This is a genomic window from Methyloceanibacter sp. (assembly GCF_058506495.1).
Genome location: NZ_JBZMXT010000001.1, coordinates 25678 through 41647, shown reverse-complemented (window position 1 = coordinate 41647; position 15970 = coordinate 25678). Strand labels below are relative to the sequence as shown.

At 59.5% G+C, this 15970-nt stretch carries 14 protein-coding genes; 6 read left to right on the top strand and 8 right to left on the bottom strand.

Going from position 1 to position 15970, the window contains the following annotated elements; translation table 11 throughout:
* Positions 1-62: 62 nt before the first annotated feature.
* From egtD to AC33YF_RS00185, 3 genes are read right to left on the bottom strand one after another with little or no spacing between them, the layout of a single operon-like run.
* Entirely contained in the window at positions 63-1067 is a 1005-nt protein-coding gene (gene egtD / locus AC33YF_RS00195) for an L-histidine N(alpha)-methyltransferase (RefSeq protein WP_491775167.1), read from the bottom strand.
* Entirely contained in the window at positions 1067-2356 is a 1290-nt protein-coding gene (gene egtB, locus AC33YF_RS00190; RefSeq protein ID WP_491775166.1) for an ergothioneine biosynthesis protein EgtB, read from the bottom strand. Before egtB ends, egtD begins: the two co-directional genes overlap by 1 nt.
* Positions 2353-2502 carry a hypothetical protein gene (locus AC33YF_RS00185; protein ID WP_491775165.1) on the bottom strand — a complete coding sequence of 50 codons (150 nt, stop codon included), beginning with the start codon at positions 2500-2502 and terminating at the stop codon, positions 2353-2355. Before AC33YF_RS00185 ends, egtB begins: the two co-directional genes overlap by 4 nt.
* A gap of 67 nt (positions 2503-2569) precedes the next feature.
* Between AC33YF_RS00185 and AC33YF_RS00180 the strand changes: the two genes are divergently transcribed.
* Positions 2570-3049 (top strand): MmcB family DNA repair protein, encoded by a 480-nt coding sequence (locus tag AC33YF_RS00180; RefSeq protein WP_491775164.1) that lies wholly within the window; start codon positions 2570-2572, stop codon positions 3047-3049.
* 13 nt (positions 3050-3062) lie between these two features.
* Here the strand turns inward: AC33YF_RS00180 and AC33YF_RS00175 are convergent, their stop codons facing one another.
* Positions 3063-3614 (bottom strand): ActR/PrrA/RegA family redox response regulator transcription factor, encoded by a 552-nt coding sequence (locus AC33YF_RS00175; RefSeq protein WP_491775163.1) that lies wholly within the window; start codon positions 3612-3614, stop codon positions 3063-3065.
* Between the two features lie 275 nt (positions 3615-3889).
* The gene (locus tag AC33YF_RS00170; protein WP_491775162.1) at positions 3890-5335 is read right to left on the bottom strand and encodes an ActS/PrrB/RegB family redox-sensitive histidine kinase; all 1446 of its coding nucleotides are present in this window, start codon (positions 5333-5335) and stop codon (positions 3890-3892) included.
* Positions 5336-5501: 166 nt separating this feature from the next.
* Between AC33YF_RS00170 and AC33YF_RS00165 the strand changes: the two genes are divergently transcribed.
* From AC33YF_RS00165 to AC33YF_RS00145, 5 genes are all read left to right on the top strand, one after another.
* Positions 5502-6266, top strand: a complete 765-nt coding sequence (locus tag AC33YF_RS00165) for an ABC transporter ATP-binding protein (RefSeq protein WP_491775274.1) — start codon at positions 5502-5504, stop codon at positions 6264-6266.
* The gene (locus AC33YF_RS00160; RefSeq protein WP_491775161.1) at positions 6263-7117 is read left to right on the top strand and encodes an ABC transporter permease; all 855 of its coding nucleotides are present in this window, start codon (positions 6263-6265) and stop codon (positions 7115-7117) included. Before AC33YF_RS00165 ends, AC33YF_RS00160 begins: the two co-directional genes overlap by 4 nt.
* A 4-nt stretch (positions 7118-7121) precedes the next feature.
* Positions 7122-7727 (top strand): SCO family protein, encoded by a 606-nt coding sequence (locus tag AC33YF_RS00155; protein ID WP_491775160.1) that lies wholly within the window; start codon positions 7122-7124, stop codon positions 7725-7727.
* A gap of 103 nt (positions 7728-7830) precedes the next feature.
* A complete protein-coding gene (locus tag AC33YF_RS00150) occupies positions 7831-9102 on the top strand; it encodes a polyhydroxyalkanoate depolymerase (protein WP_491775159.1) in 1272 nt (423 codons plus the stop codon).
* A gap of 85 nt (positions 9103-9187) precedes the next feature.
* Positions 9188-10039, top strand: coding sequence for a M48 family metallopeptidase (locus AC33YF_RS00145; protein WP_491775158.1), 852 nt, complete (start codon positions 9188-9190; stop codon positions 10037-10039).
* On the opposite strand, the gene AC33YF_RS00140 is transcribed toward AC33YF_RS00145, so the two are convergent.
* The 3 genes from AC33YF_RS00140 to recF all read right to left on the bottom strand — a co-directional run bounded on the left by AC33YF_RS00140 (position 10036) and on the right by recF (position 15966).
* Entirely contained in the window at positions 10036-11880 is a 1845-nt protein-coding gene (locus AC33YF_RS00140; protein WP_491775157.1) for a transglycosylase domain-containing protein, read from the bottom strand. The two genes, AC33YF_RS00145 and AC33YF_RS00140, sit on opposite strands and share 4 nt — an antisense overlap.
* A gap of 437 nt (positions 11881-12317) precedes the next feature.
* On the bottom strand, positions 12318-14750 hold the full coding sequence (gene gyrB, locus AC33YF_RS00135) for a DNA topoisomerase (ATP-hydrolyzing) subunit B (RefSeq protein WP_491775156.1): 2433 nt from the start codon (positions 14748-14750) through the stop codon (positions 12318-12320).
* 76 nt (positions 14751-14826) lie between these two features.
* Positions 14827-15966: a DNA replication/repair protein RecF gene (gene recF, locus AC33YF_RS00130; protein WP_491775273.1), complete on the bottom strand. Its 1140-nt coding sequence runs from the start codon at positions 15964-15966 to the stop codon at positions 14827-14829.
* Positions 15967-15970 lie beyond the last annotated feature (4 nt).

Genomic DNA, 15970 nt, shown 5'->3' with positions numbered 1-15970 from the left:
CGTGCCAAATCAGGCTCCCTCCGAACAGGGACAAAGGCTGTCTTGGAACTGACGATGAGGGTCTAGATAAGCTTCAGAAGATGCAGGCTGAAGAGCTCATCCGCGTCGGTCCAAACCTGAACCGGCTCCCAGCCTCCCCGTTTGGCCAGGGTCTGAAAGCCCTCGACGGTGTATTTGTGGGAGTTTTCCGTGTGGATGCGTTCGCCCGCCGAGAACGAGAGATGCTGCCCTAGCAGGTCAACGGTCTGATCGGCCAGGCTCTCAAGGTAGATCTCTATGCGGCCCTGCCGGGAATTGTAGAGCGCGCGGTGCGCGAAGCAGGCGACGTCGAAATTGGCCTCGAGCTCCCGGTTTATCCGGGTCAGAAGGTTGAGGCTGAAGGACGCGGTGACGCCACTCGCGTCGTCGTAGGCCGGGATCAGAATGTCGAGGCTCTTCTGAAGGTCGACGCCGATCAGGAACGCGCTTCCCGGGCCCAAGAGCTGCGCGGCATTCCTCAGAAATTCCACGGACTCTTCATGCGTCAAGTTGCCGATGGTCGAACCAGAAAAGAATCCGAGGGGGCTGCTAACTTCAGGGTCGCCGAGATCGCGCAGTTTTGTGAAGTCGTCAACAACAGGACGGACTCTCAGGTTGTCAAAGTCCGCGTCCAGACCTCTCGCTGCTTCTACAAGGAAGGTCTCAGAAACGTCGATCGGCACATAGGTTTGCAAACTGTCCAGCGCATCGATCAGCAGACGTGTCTTTCGGCTAGAGCCAGATCCGAATTCGACCAACGTCTCTGTGGCGCCGAGGCAGCGAGCGATTTCGTGGCCGTTTGCGCGAAGGAGCGCGATCTCGGTTCGGGTAGGGTAGTACTCGTCGAGTTTGGTGATCTCCTCGAAAAGCGCTGATCCTGCCTCGTCATAGAGGAAGCGCGACGGGATGCTTCGCGGCGTATGTGCAAGACCGCTCAACACGGCTTCGGCAAACTCGGTGGTTTGCGCGTCGAGACCGCGACAAGCGGCTTCAATGACGTCGTCGGCGCTCTCGCCAGGCGCCAATAGTATCGATGCTGAGCGTGTCATCAGGCGTCTGCCGCAAGCCGCAGCCCCGTGAACTGCCAGCGCTGATGAGGGTAAAAGAAATTCCGGTATGTCCGGCGGATGTGGCCCTCAGGCGTCACGCATGAGCCGCCCTTGAGCACAAATTGATTGCACATGAACTTCCCATTGTACTCGCCGACCGCGCCGGGAGCGGGCTTGTAGCCTGGGTAGGGCAAGTAGGCGCTTGCCGTCCACTCCCAGACATCACCGAACATTTGCGTAAGCCGCGCTTGGTCAGACGCGGGCTGCGGGCTGAGAAAGCCGTTTCCAAGCGTCCGCCCTTTTTGCGGGATGCTGGCCGAGGCGTGTTCCCATTCGAACTCACTCGGAAGTCGGTAGCCCGCCCACCTTGCAAAGGCATCCGCCTCGAAATAGCTGACATGCGCTACGGGGGCAGCAGGGTTCGCGGGTCTAAAGCCGCGAAGGCCCATTTGACGGTAGCCGCCATCCGACCGCTCGAGATACAGCGGTGCACGCCAGCCCTCATCATTGATGAGTGTCCAGCCGTCCGCCAGCCACAGTCCCGCCGTCTCGTATCCCCCGTCCTCGATGAAGGCGATCCACTCTGCGTTGGTTACGCAGCGATTGGCGAGCTTGAAGGGGCGAATGAGCTGTTCGTGGCGCGGTCCTTCGTTGTCGTACGAAAACCCTGTGCCGTCATGCCCGACTTTGAAGACCCCGCCATCGAAGCTGACAAATGCCGTGGGGTCGGCGTCTCGGGGCGTCTCGCCGTCGACGACATCGCGATAAGCCGGCTTGAGTGGTTGTGAGGCGAACAAACTCAAGATGTCCGTGAGCAGTAGCTCTTGATGCTGCTGCTCGTGATTGATTCCGAGTTCGATCAGCGTCGAAGCCTCTTGCGGGACATCGTGCGTAAAGAGCGTCTCAAGGGCCTCGTCCACATGGGCGCGATAGTCACGTACGGCATCGCCAGACGGCCGAGTCAGTAGGCCGCGAAACGGCCTCGGGTGGCGCGGGCCAACGCTCTCGTAATACGAGTTGAAACAATATTCGAAGTTGTCATCGAAGCGGGAGTAGCCGGGAAGAAACCGGGACAGGACAAACGCCTCGAAAAACCACGTCGTGTGCGCGAGGTGCCATTTTGTGGGGCTGGCATCGTCCATTGCTTGAACGACCTGATCTTCATCGCTCAATGGCTGGGCGAGGTCATTGGATAACGCACGCGTCTCCATCAATCGGCGTCGAAGGTCGTCATGGTGAGAAGGGGCGTCGTGGGCTGACGCTGCGCGGTCAAGCTGGGTGAGGCTCATTGTTCCTCCCATCGATCGTGTGTCAGCGGATCGCGGATACTCGTATCGACAATATCCGATCGAACGCTCTCGGTCGCGGCATATGGCTGGACTTCACGGCGAATCTCGAACGCCTCCCAAGGGTAGCGTGACGCTGCTTGTTCCATATCTCGAAAAGCGCCACCATGCACAATTGCGTGACGATGCTGCGCCCATTCAAGGGAAAATAATTCATTGCCGAATTTAGACGAGGACCCATTGCTTGTTGTTGACGGACGTCAATCAGAGGCAGCCGCTGCTCTTCAGCGCGGTGTCTGCCGAACATTGCGGGCTCATGGGAACTCCGTGATCACTGAACTTCCACTTGGGAACGGTCGGCGCGCCGACGTTGTGGGGCTCTCGACCGCTGGCGAGATTATGATCGTCGAGATCAAGTCCAGTCTCACCGATTACCGTACGGACGGAAAATGGCATGAGTACCTCGACTATTGCGACAGGCTTTATTTTGCCGTTGCTGCAGACTTTCCAAGCGACGTTATCCCCGCGCACGCCGGCCTTATTCTCGCTGACCGGTACGGCGCCGAACTCATCCGCGAGCCGGAGGTCGCTCGGCTGAGTGCGGCTCGGCGCAAAGCAATGATGTTGTGCTTCGCGCGTGCGGCTGCGCTCAGGCTGCAACATTTCTTGGATCCCGGTTGTGGCTTGGACAGTTAGTTCGTTTGCATCGCTACTTTGGCGCGCGTTTAGCTAGAATTCGCTGAAGCGTGCGCCGATGCATGTTCAGTCGGCGTGCCGTTTCGGAAACGTTGCGATTGCAGAGCTCGTAGACCCGCTGAATATGCTCCCAACGGACGCGGTCTGCGGACATCGGGTTCTCAGGAGGGCGCGCTTTGTCGTCGGGCGCTGCGACCAGTGCATTGTAAACGTCGTCGGCGTCCGCGGGCTTCGCGAGGTAATCCACCGCGCCAATTTTAACCGCCGACACGGCAGTTGCGATGTTGCCGTAGCCAGTAAGAATGACGGCGCGAGAATCCGGGCGAACCTCTTTCAAGGCCGCGACGACATCGATGCCGTTGCCGTCGTCGAGGCGCATATCCACCACAGCAAAGGCCGGCGGGCGTTGTCGGAGCCTTGCCAACCCCTCGTCCACAGAGCCAGCAGCCTCGACGGCGAACCCGCGCGTTTCCATGGCACGAGCCAAGCGTTGCAGAAAAGCCCGGTCATCGTCGACGATCAAGAGCGTGTTGTCCTGCGCAGGCGCGCCGAATTCCTCTGACATTCTCGTTGCTGGATGCATATCCATAGGTCTGATCCCTTTACGGTCGTACAACTCAACCAAGGGACGTGTCTTCCCGGACAATGGTACTATGTGCCTTAACTGGCTTCTTTTTCTAGAGGTAAGGTCTTGAAAGAGCGATAACAAGTCTCGTCGACCTCACCAAGACCAGCGCCTAAGCAACAGAAAAACGCTTGATCTGAGCACAATGACAACGATACAGGCTGGTTGTGGCAAATCTATGCGGGTAACGACCCGCCCGCGATGATGGCTCTTTCTCACGCGATCAATTCTTCGCTATCGCAGCACTGCGGGGTTTCGAACGCCTTTCTCGGCCAGATGACGGTCACGACGGCGCCGGTTTCGGGCTCCGGTCGATTCGCAAGTTCTAGACGTGCGCAGGACCGTTCCAGCAGCGTCTTTGCAATAAAGAAGCCCAACCCCATACCAGCATAAGCGGGTTCGCTGTGGTCGATGGTTACGGCTGGCCGCGTCGTCACGAAAGGTTCGCCGAGCTGATCGCGAACGTCGGGAGGAAACCCGTCTCCGTCATCGGTCACGACAATCCGGACTTCATCGCGCGACCAACTCGCGTGGACGGTGACCTTTTCCTTTGCAAAGTCGAGCGCATTCTCGATGAGATTACCCAAACCATAGAGGACGCCGGGATTGCGGTCGGTTACTGGCTCGCGTGCAGCGTTGCTCTTCGCAAAGACGCCTGACTGGGGACCCGATGTCACCACAATGGGCACGGCCAGCGGGCGGTACGGATCGACCACCTCATCGATCAAGTGAGTCACGGGGAGTCGCGACATGATTGTGTCGAGCTCCTCCGCCCGCGCGCTAAGCTCCTTCAGGATATCGCGGCAGCGCTCAGCCTGATGACGAACAAGCAAGAGGTCCTCATAAATCGGGTCGTCTTGCTTCGTCTCGCGCAAGAGTTCCTTAGTTGCGACGGCGATCGTCGCCAGTGGTGTGCCTAGCCCGTGCGCAGCAGCAGCGGCCATACCATCTAGCGCTGAGAGTCTCTGCTCGCGCGCAAGCACCAGCTCGGTTGCAGCGAGCGCCTCGGCCATGCGCCGATTTTCTTGTGCTGTGCGCCAAGTGTAGAAGCCAATAAAAGCTATACCGAGCGTCACAGCGGTCCAAACGCCGAGGAGATAAAGTTGCGGAATTGCTATTTCTTGGGAGCGGCACCAGGAAACGGGCACGCTGAAGACTTCCAGCACCGCTTCGTTGCGGTGACACCATGGCAGTGGGTAATAGACATAGGCAAGGAGGCTTGCCGCGGCCACAGCAAGGGCGCCAAGCGCAATCGTGGTGCGTAGTGGTAGCGCCGATGCGGATACCGCGACCGGTGCGACCAGGAGGAACGCGAAGGGGTTTTCTAGGCCACCAGTTAAAAATAGTAGCGCAGCAAGTTGAAGAATGTCGAAGCCCAGCATGAGAAAGGCTGACCGGCTCGTTAGCCGTTGACTCTCTGGGAAACGGATGCGCAAGGCGACGTTGAGCCAGGCCGACAGGGCGATCACGGCAAAGCACCAGCCAAGCGGCACTGACATGCCGAGAACCCAATGGACTGCAAGCACCGTCAAGCTTTGCCCGATAACGGCAAGCCAGCGCAGCCGAACGATCGTATGTAGACGTAGGCGAGAGTCGCCGGCCCGTAACCATTCGGGAGGCGCTGTCTCGACCGGCACCGAGCTCGTTTCAGTCAGGCTCATTGACCAAGCCTATCATGGGCTAAAGGCTATAATTCGGACAAAGATGTTCCGTATCGCAGGGCCCCCCCGCACGGCAAGACCACTTCAATGCGTGGGATACTGCAAGGACAATCGAAGCGTGGCGAGAGATAGTGTACAGGACGAAGGTGCCTTCACGGCAGAGGGCATGGCCCCTGTTATCGTGCGCGGTTTGACGAAGCGCTTTGGTTCTGTCACGGCCGTCGATCATCTCGACTTCACTCTTGAGGCCGGGTCCACGGTGGCTCTGCTCGGAGGAAACGGGGCCGGCAAGACAACAACCATCGCAATGCTCCTTGGTCTGATCCGGCCCAGCGCGGGCGTTGTTCGAATATTCGGAACCGACATTGCCGAGTGTCGCTATGCCGTCGCGCAGCGTATGAATTTCCAGAGTCCTTACGTTGACTTGCCCCAACGGCTAACGGTCCGTCAGAATCTCATGGTCTATGCGGGGCTTTATGGCATCGCAAATGCGTCCGACCGGATAGCAAGCGTTGCCGCTCAATTGCAGATCGAGTCACTACTTAGTAGGCCGACGGGCAAACTCTCTGCCGGACAGAAAACCCGCGTCGGACTTGCGAAGGCGCTGCTGAACGCGCCTGAACTTCTGCTCCTCGATGAGCCAACTGCCTCGCTTGATCCCGATACGGCAGACTGGGTGCGCCAAACCATAAAGGATTACGCATCGTCTCGAGGCGCGACCCTGTTGATCGCCTCGCACAACATGTCCGAGGTGGAACGGCTCGCCGATCGCGTGATCTTGTTGCACGCTGGCCGGATCGTCGAGGACGAAACGCCGGCTGCCCTGGTCGCCGCCTACGGTCGGGAAACGCTTGAGGATGTGTTTTTAGATGTGGTGCGTGGCCGTGCCGCGCCTAATGCCTCTGCCCAACTCTTGAGCGAGGCACCGTGAGCTTGCGAGAACCGAACGCCATTGTGAACCCCGTTCTACTGCAGCCGACCGGCGCGGGGGCATCGCTCCGCAGGATCGGTGCGCTCCTGCGGCGCTACGTCTATCTTCTGCGTAGTTCAAGTGTGCGCATTGTCGAGCTGATCTACTGGCCATTCCTGCAAATGCTGACTTGGGGCTTTCTGCAGAAGTTCCTAGCGAGCACGAACAATCCCTATGCGGTGGGTGCTGGCGTGCTCATCGGCGCAGTGCTGCTTTGGGACATCCTATTCCGCTCCAATCTCGGATTCTTCACAACTTTCATCGAAGAAATGTGGTCCCGCAATTTGGGGAATCTTCTGATCAGCCCATTGCGGCCCCATGAACTTGTCATGGCGCTATGCATCTGGAGCGTCCTGCGACTCTCGGTCGGCATGATCCCCGTAGCACTGGCCGCCTTTGTTATTTTCGAGTTCAACTTGCTGGATCTCGGTCTTTGGCTCGCGGTCTTCTTCGCCATGCTTGTGCTGACAAGTTGGTCCTTGGGACTGATTGCGGCGGGCGTCATGCTGCGTTACGGACTCGGCGCCGAGGAGCTTGCCTGGTCGCTGGCTTTCTTACTTTTGCCGCTCACCTGCGTCTATTACCCGCTGGCAGCGCTTCCCGGCTGGCTGCAATATGTGGCGCTCGCGCTGCCTCCCACCCATGTGTTCGAAGGCATGCGCTCGATCCTGTTGGAGCATCGCTTTGATCCCGGCGATCTCTGGTGGGCGTTTGGATTGAACATGTTCTACCTCGCCGTTGGGTACGCCGTGTTCAGTTGGTTATTGAGCCGCGCGCGCGACAACGGCTCGCTGTTACAGATTGGTGAGTGAAAAGATGAAACGTCGGTTGCTTGTTGTGATCTTGGGAAGCTTTCTCCTCGGCTCCTTGATCGGTGTCGCTGCGCTAACCCTTGATCAAGGCGGACCGAACAAGAACCGTGTCATCACAAGCGGCCAGGCTTTGATTGGTGGCCCCTTCGAGCTCGTTGGCAAGGACGGCGATACAGTCACGGACAAAGATTTTCTTGGTCGCCACATGCTTGTGTTCTTCGGGTTCACGCATTGTCCCGATATTTGTCCGGCCGAATTGCAGATCATGTCCGCGGCACTCGATGATCTAGGGAGCAAGGCCGATCGCGTTGTTCCGGTGTTCATTACAGTCGATCCGGAACGAGACACGCCTGAACTCATCACCGCTTATGTCGAGAACTTCGGTCCGAGCTTTGTGGGGCTGACGGGATCGCCAGAGGCCATTGCAAAGGCCGCCAAGGCCTACCGCGTGACATACCAAAAGTTCGAAGATGAAACTGCCAGCGACAACTACAGCGTCGATCACTCAGCGCTTGTCTACCTCATGGGCCCTGACGGGAAGTTCGTCACGCATTTTCCCTACGGAACATCCCCAGAAAAAATGGCCGAAACGTTGCGTCGCTATCTCTGATCACGCGACAGTCCCCCTGCGGCTATCTGTCGTTGCGCGACAGCAAAAAAGCGCCACCCCATTGTGCAATGCAGCATTACAATGATGTGAGTCGGAGGGACTCATGCTGTACCACCTCTATGAGTTGAATCAGGCTGCGTTGCACCCAGCCCGGGCTGCTGCGGAAGCCTACCGAATGATGTGGCGGAATCCGCTGAATCCGGCGTCCCACACGGTAATGGGTCGGGGCGCAGCGGCCGCGCTCGAGCTATTCGAGCGCTCGACGCGGCGGTATCGCAAGCCCGATTGGGAGATTGAGGAGGTCACCGCGCACGGCGAGACCGCATCCGTCAAACCTGTCACGATTCTGACCAAGCCCTTCTGCAACTTGGTGCATTTCCGGCGCAATCTTCCAGAGGAGGCCCAGAAACAGGATCCGAAAGTCCTGCTGATATCGCCAATGGCGGGGCACTTCGCCACACTCTTGCGCGGGACCGTTCGAGATCTCCTGCCAGATCACGATGTCTACGTAACAGAATGGATCGATGCGCGGTTCGTGCCGCGCGCGGCAGGACCGTTCGATCTCGATACATATATCGACTACGTCATTGAATTCATTCAGAGGTTTGGCGGGGATGTTCATGTGATGGCTGTGTGCCAGCCAACGGTACCCGTCTTTGCCGCTGTTTCACTTATGGAAGCGCGGCGCGACCGAAATGTGCCAAGGTCGCTGGTGTTGATGGCCGGTCCTATCGATGCCCGCAAGAGCCCAACGGCCGTCAACAAATATGCTACCGGCAAGCCGATCAGCTGGTTTCGCCAGAACGTGATTACCCAGGTGCCCTGGCCCTATCCTGGCCATATGCGGCTCGTCTACCCCGGATTTCTACAGCTTTCGGGCTTCATGGGCATGAACCTGGAGCGGCATGTCACCGCGCATCATGATCTTTTTCACAAACTAATACAGGGCGACGGCGACTCGGCGGATAAGCACCGGGAGTTCTACGACGAGTTTCTAGCCGTCATGGACCTTTCCGCCGAGTACTACCTGCAAACCATCGAAACCGTTTTCATGGAACACCGGCTGCCCAAAGGCGAGATGCACCATCGCGGGACCCCTGTGGATCCCTCCGAGATTGCGCGTGTACCCCTGATGACGGTGGAGGGGCACAAGGATGACATCACCGGTATCGGGCAGACCGAGGCCGCACACCAATTATGTCCGAAGTTGCCTAGTTCGAAGCGCGCGCATCATCTCCAGGCCGGTGTCGGCCACTATGGCGTGTTCAACGGATCGCGCTTTAGGACTGAAATACTGCCGAAGGTTCGTGCGTTCATGCGGACACATCAGCGAAAGAAGAGTTTTCTTGAGCGGGTACTGCAGCGGGTCGCTTAGCCCTTGGGGCGCTTACATTGGACTCTGTGTTAGGCTAGCCAGCGAATGATTCGGGCCGGATCGGGGCTGTATCTCTGGGAGACTAATGCTGAAACGCCTTAAGCTTGGACGATCCGGGACCACGGAAGTCCCCATGGAAGGGCTGGACGTGCCATTGGTCTTGCGTCGCAGCCCGCGCGCGCGGCGATACAGTCTTCAGGTCAGCGAGGCGCGCCGCAGCGCGGTGCTAACAGTTCCCACTTATTCGACGCTTGCCGATGCGGAGCACTTCCTGGCGCGGCACATGAACTGGCTCAAGGAGCGCCTCGATGGTTTGTGCGATCCCGTGCCCTTCGCGCACGGCGCTGTCATCCCGTTGCGTGGCCTCGCCCACCAACTGAGTTTTGTGGGGCCTGTGCGCCGCCGCGGCGTGGTCTGGATAGAGGATACGGACGACGCGCGACTTGCTCCGGTGTGGCCTGAAGGGCTCGCCGGGGCGTCTGAGGACGTGCCGCGATTGAACGTTGCCGGCGAAGCGCATCATGCGCCACGCCGCCTCTTGGATTGGCTGAAGAGACAAGCGCAGGCGGATCTGCGGCTGCGTGTGAAGATTCACGCCCACAGGCTCGGTCTTGCGCCGAAGCGGATTAGCGTTCGGGACCAGACGACGCGGTGGGGTTCGTGTTCATCAACGGGAACGTTGTCCTTCTCCTGGCGACTCATTCTTGCGCCACCCTTTGTGCTGGACTACCTCGCTGCGCACGAAGTTGCCCACCTTGAAGAGATGAACCATGGGCCCGCGTTCTGGGCTCTGGTCGCACGCACAATGCCACGACAGGCAGAGGCCCAGGATTGGCTCCATACCTATGGGTCAGAACTGCACGCATTTGGAGCGGACGGAGTGGCCACGTCGGATCGACGCGAAAGCGCCGAGTTAAGGGTAGGGACGCAAGACTAGCCGCCGCCAAAGAATCCTATGACGCGTTGGAACAGCTGTCGTGGCCGCGCCATTGCATTCTTGGCGTCGCTACCCAAGAAGGGGAAACGCGAAGCGACCGCGCCGCTGCCGTGCCATGGCCCGGCGGGGCCGCGTTGATTCGGCAGCGCCGTGGGGCGCTTGCCTTCATGGGCCGGGAGCATGATGTCGTGCCAAAGCTCCGCGGGTAGCGACCCGCCCGTGACCTTCTTCATAGGCGTATTGTCGTCGTTTCCAATCCAAATGCCTGCAACGTAGTGCGCTGTGTACCCGACGAACCATGCATCACGTGAGTTCTGTGTCGTTCCCGTTTTGCCGCCTGCTGGATGTCGCGGAATTGCAGCTCGTCGTCCCGTGCCGCCGCGAACCACCGCGCTCATCATGTCGTTCATCGCCGCGACATGGCCTTGAGCAACGACGCGCCCCACGGCAGAGCGCTGACGCGCATACAGCGTTCTGCCGTCCTCGGTGCGGATATGGGTGATGACATGGGGAAGAACGCGTGCACCTCCGTTTGCAAACGGAGCGTACGCGCCGGTGAGCTCAATCAACGTGACTTCGGATGTGCCGAGCGCAAGCGAGGGCTGTGCATTGAGTTCTGAACTAATCCCAAGTCGCTGTGCCGTCTGAGCGACGCGGTCCGGTCCAATATTGGCGGTGAGTTTCACAGCCACCGTGTTGATCGAATGGGCGAGGGCGGAGCGGAGCGAGACACGCCCCCTGTAAGTCTTCGTGTAGTTGGAGGGGGTCCAGCCGCGGATATTGACCGGGCCGTCGATCGCGACCGAGCTGGGGCCGTATCCCGATTCGATCGCCGCGAGATAGACGAAAGGTTTGAAGGCCGAGCCTGGCTGCCGTCGCGCATGCAGCGCGCGGTCGTAAGGACTGTTCTTATAGGAACGGCCGCCAACGAGCGCACGCACCGCGCCGGACTTTGGATCGAGCACGACGATGGCGCCCTCGCCGGCACTGAGCTTGCGCCCCTTGCTATCAAGGAGTTTGCGCAAGCGTTCCTGCGACGATCGCTGCAGCTTTGCATCGATCGTCGTTTGCACCACGAGCGCATCGTCATGTTGGCCGACATATTCAGGAAGCATGGCGGCAACCCAGTCGACAGCATACGGATAACCTGTCGCATCGCCTTTGGCCTGGAGTCGTAAGGGCTGCTGTCCGGCTTTCTTCGCTTCCATCGCCGAAATAAAGCCTGCATCGACCATGTTGTCGAGCACGACTTGGGCACGAGCACTCGCCGCCCTAATGCTCCGCGTTGGTGCATAGCGTGATGGGGCCTTAAGAAGTCCGGCGAGCACTGCCGACTGAGCCAGTGTCACGTCGCGCGCCGACCGGCCGAAATAGCGGCGCGCGGCCGCTTCGACGCCATATGTTCCGCCACCGAGATAGACACGATTGAGGTACAGCTCGAGGATTTCGTTCTTGGCGAAGCGCTTCTCCAGCCAGACCGTATAGATCAGTTCCTCGAGCTTGCGGGTCAGGGTGCGCTCCGGCTTTAGGAACAAGTTCTTTGCGAGCTGTTGTGTGATTGTCGATCCGCCCTGCACAACCTTGCCGGCCCGGAAGTTGCGATAGCTGGCTCGGATCAAACCCCCAAGATCGACGCCCCAGTGATCGTAGAAGCGCCGGTCTTCGGTTGCGAGAACCGCCTTGATAAGATGGTCGGGTAGGACGTCAACCCGAATATGGCCGCGCCGCAGACCACGCTCGGCAAGAATGGAGCCGTCGGCGGCAAGAACAGTAACATTGGGAGGCCGGTCGTCGAGTGTTGCGAGAACCGGGTCGGGGACGCGCGCAATGAAGAACAACACCGCACCCGCCATAAGAACGAAACCGGCAAGAGAGGCTATCAGACTGACGCGTGCTGCCCCGGAGAGAATGGGATGGCGCTGCGAGAGACCCTCGAAGCGCGACCAGAGGCCGGAGCGTCTCCCGCGTGTCCGGCGTGCCGGCGGTCTGCGTCGGCGCGGCGCGGGCTTCGAACGAGGCGTATTTGCTCTAGAAGCTTTTGTCGGGGAAGCCTTCGCAGCTGACGAGCGCGGTCGCACGCGTCGTTGCCCTGTGCCTTTAGGTTTGGGCCTGCGCTTCGCGCCGCTCATACGCAACTAAACTCCATGCGACCTGGGGCCAACGAATTTTGGACTTGGGACCCGCCGCTGCCACAACGAAGAGGCACGGGCCGTGCATGGCGACGACCCTAGGGCAGCCACGTTGCCATCCCGTTAAGGAATAGGGTCTGTCTGGGCGGTCAGACGTCCAGATTGGCCACTTGAAGCGCGTTTTCTTGGATGAACTCGCGCCGAGGCTCCACCACGTCCCCCATCAGCCGGGAGAATATATCGTCGGCGTCTTCGCCTTCCTTGATCTTCACCTGCAGGATGGTGCGCGTTTCCCGATCGAGCGTGGTTTCCCAGAGCTGCTCGGGGTTCATTTCGCCGAGGCCTTTATAGCGCTGGAGCGAGAGACCTTTCTGACCCGTCTCCATAACCGCGCCGAGCAAGTCCGAGGGGCCGTGGACAGTGTGACTCGCGTCTTTCCGTTTGAGGACAGCGGGCTTCGCGTAGACTTCTTGAAGATGTTCTGCAAACTGATCGAGCTTGAGAGCGTCGGCGGATGCAATAAACGGTCCGTCGATCAGATGGGACTCCATAACACCGCGAAGTTCGCGCCAAAAACGAAGTCCACCCTCCGCAAGCGCCTCGCCGTGCCAGCCCTGCTCGGTCTCATCCGCAAGTGCATCGAGCCGCCGCGCGATGTAGTTCGCAGCCTCCTGGGCTTGGGCAGCATTCCTGAGCATCTCCGGGTTGAGAACGCCGGCGATGGCTGCTTGCTCGACGATGAAGCGCGGATAGCGGCTATGAAGCCCACTGAGGATCGACGTGATTTTACGGGCCTTCTCCACGATGTCGCGCAAATCGGCGCCACCTCTGGCCGCATCGTCGCCCGTTATGAGCACGGCGTCTACTAGACCCTCATCGATTAGGTAGTCTTGAAGGCTCGCTTCGTCCTTGAGGTAGCGCTCTTGCTGGCCCCGCTTCACCTTGTACAGCGGCGGCTGCGCGATAAACAGGTGGCCGGCCTCGATGATCTCAGGCATCTGCCGATAAAAGAACGTCAGCAGAAGCGTACGGATATGCGAACCGTCCACATCGGCGTCTGTCATGATGATGATCTTGTGGTAGCGCAGTTTCGAGAGATCGAATTCGTCGCCGATCCCCGTGCCGAGCGCTGTGATGAGCGTGCCAATCTCGGCGCTGGAAAGCATCTTATCGATGCGCGCCCGCTCCACGTTCAGGATCTTGCCGCGTAAGGGGAGCACCGCTTGAAAAGCCCGATCCCGTGCCTGCTTTGCGCTGCCGCCGGCCGAGTCGCCCTCGACAAGGAACAGCTCCGATTTCGTCGGATCTCTCTCCTGGCAATCGGCAAGCTTGCCAGGCAGAGATGCAACGTCGAGTGCGCCTTTGCGGCGTGTAAGCTCACGAGCCTTGCGAGCCGCTTCCCGGGCGGCGGCGGCTTCCACGATTTTCTGCACAATGTTGCGCGCTTCGTTGGGGTTCTCCTCGAACCACTGCGAGAGCCGCTCGGACATGATGCTCTCGACGACCGGGCGGACTTCTGATGAGACAAGCTTGTCTTTCGTTTGGCTCGAGAACTTTGGATCCGGCACCTTCACCGACAAAACGCAAGTAAGACCTTCGCGCGCATCATCGCCCGTCAGCGACACCTTCTCCTTCTTAGCGATGCCGGACTCAGCGGCATAGGTGTTGACGGTGCGGGTGAGGGCAGCGCGGAATCCAGCCAGATGTGTGCCCCCGTCGCGCTGAGGAATGTTGTTGGTGAAGCACATTACGTTCTCGTGGTAGCTGTCGTTCCACCACAGCGCAGCTTCCACCGTGATGCCGTCCTGCGTCTTCTCCACGACGACAGGCTCGGAGATCAGCGCGTGCTTCGTCCGATCCAAGAACTTCACGAAGGCGCGCAGTCCCCCTTCGTAGTGCATCTCCTCCGACTTCGGCTCGACGCCCCTCAGGTCTGTGAGGTTGATGCGTACGCCGGAATTCAGGAAGGCCAACTCGCGCAAGCGATGCTCAAGCGTCGCATAATCGAAGTCGGTCATCGTGAATGTTTCAGTCGACGGTACGAAGGTGATTTGGGTACCCGTCTTGCCACCGGAATCGCCGACGACTTCGAGAGGTCCTTCGCGTTCGCCATTGGCAAATCGCATCGCGTGTTCTTTGCCATTCCGCCAAATGGTGAGATCGAGTCGGCTGGAGAGCGCGTTGACAACCGAGACGCCCACGCCGTGCAACCCACCAGACACCTTGTAGGAGTTCTGGTCGAACTTTCCACCAGCGTGGAGCTGAGTCATGATGACCTCTGCCGCCGAGACCCCTTCTCCTTGGTGGACCTCAATCGGAATGCCTCGCCCGTTGTCGTTGACCGTGACCGAGCCGTCAGCGTTCAGAACGACATTGATCAGGTCGCAGTACCCGGCCAGCGACTCGTCGATTGCGTTGTCGACCACCTCGTACACCATGTGGTGGAGGCCCGAACCATCGTCGGTATCGCCGATATACATGCCCGGTCGTTTGCGGACGGCATCGAGTCCTTTCAGAACCTTGATGGACTCGGCACCGTAATCGGCCGCGGCTTCAGCCTTGCGTTTGGCAGCAGGTGTCATGAGCTAAGAGAGTACTTTTAGAGACGGTTTAGAGCGTTCTTGGGCGCCTGGCTTTGAGAGCCGGCGAAAGCGAGAATCATAAAAGTATTATACCCCGATTCACCTCGAGAATCTGAGCATCTTCTTCTAAAGGCGAAAAAAGTTCCTTGTCCGTTCCGGTCATCCAGGCCTGGACCCCTAGGCGCAGGATTTCCCCAAAAAGGGCCTTCCGCCGAACGCCATCCAGGTGGGCCGCGACCTCGTCCAATAGCACGAGCGGGGCGATCTCTTCCATGGTTTTGATGAGCTCGGCCTTGGCTAGAACAAGGCCCAGCAATAAGGCCTTTTGCTCGCCGGAAGAGCAGATGGCGGCAGGGGCATTTTTCGGCCCGTGCACCACAAGGAGGTCGCTCCGATGGGGGCCTTCGAGACAACGCAAAGCCGCCCGATCGCGCTCGCGGCCCTCCTCAAGAAGAATCCGAAAGGCATCCTCTGCCTCAGTGGCCGAACGTTCCGCTAGGTCGGCCTCGACCGTCCCATGCAACGACAGAACGGCATGAGGAAAAGGCGTTTGGTCCTGCGTTGCCCGCCGCTCGTCAATGAGCGCGGACAGCCGCTCAACCGCATCGAGCCGCGCGGCCGCGATGGCGACGCCGGCTTCGGCCATCTGTTCCTCCAAACCCTCAAAGAGGCTGCGCCCATGCTCCCGCATCTGAAAGAGACGGTTACGCTGACGCATGGCGCGTTCGTAGCGGCTGAGAGATGTCCGAAGGCCCGGTGCGATAGCGACGACAAGGCGATCCAGAAAACGTCGCCTGTCGGAACCGCCTCCGGTAAACAACCCATCCATCGCCGGGATCAGGAAGACCTGTTTGACATATTCACCGAGGGCCGCGGCGCTGCAGTCTTTCCCGGCGATGCGGATGGTGCGGCCTTGACCCTCTTCCCCAGCCCGTGCCGTGTAGCCAGTCCCGATATCGAGTTCGCCATGGCGCGTACGAATGGTCGCCGCGATCGCAAAGCCACCCTGTCCGTCATTCTTCGCGAGCTCGGCATAAGGCCGTCCGCGCAGCCCATGGCCTGGACCGAGGAGAGATACGGCTTCAAGTAGATTGGTCTTGCCAGACCCGTTCTCACCGACAAGGACGACGGAGCGGGCATCGAGATCTAACCGCGCGGAGTCGTAATTTCGGAAGTCCGTCAGCTTTAGCGTGCCGACGGAAAGGGGCGTAGCCACTGGC

Bases quoted from the DNA above. Each gene is read 5' to 3' on its own strand.
- egtD (WP_491775167.1), bottom strand. From the start codon at position 1,067: ATGACACGCTCAGCATCGATACTATTGGCGCCTGGCGAGAGCGCCGAC.
- egtB (WP_491775166.1), bottom strand. From the start codon at position 2,356: ATGAGCCTCACCCAGCTTGACCGCGCAGCGTCAGCCCACGACGCCCCT.
- AC33YF_RS00185 (WP_491775165.1), bottom strand. From the start codon at position 2,502: ATGGAACAAGCAGCGTCACGCTACCCTTGGGAGGCGTTCGAGATTCGC.
- AC33YF_RS00175 (WP_491775163.1), bottom strand. From the start codon at position 3,614: ATGTCAGAGGAATTCGGCGCGCCTGCGCAGGACAACACGCTCTTGATC.
- AC33YF_RS00170 (WP_491775162.1), bottom strand. From the start codon at position 5,335: ATGAGCCTGACTGAAACGAGCTCGGTGCCGGTCGAGACAGCGCCTCCC.
- AC33YF_RS00165 (WP_491775274.1), top strand. From the start codon at position 5,502: ATGGCCCCTGTTATCGTGCGCGGTTTGACGAAGCGCTTTGGTTCTGTC.
- AC33YF_RS00155 (WP_491775160.1), top strand. From the start codon at position 7,122: ATGAAACGTCGGTTGCTTGTTGTGATCTTGGGAAGCTTTCTCCTCGGC.
- AC33YF_RS00150 (WP_491775159.1), top strand. From the start codon at position 7,831: ATGCTGTACCACCTCTATGAGTTGAATCAGGCTGCGTTGCACCCAGCC.
- AC33YF_RS00145 (WP_491775158.1), top strand. From the start codon at position 9,188: ATGCTGAAACGCCTTAAGCTTGGACGATCCGGGACCACGGAAGTCCCC.
- gyrB (WP_491775156.1), bottom strand. From the start codon at position 14,750: ATGACACCTGCTGCCAAACGCAAGGCTGAAGCCGCGGCCGATTACGGT.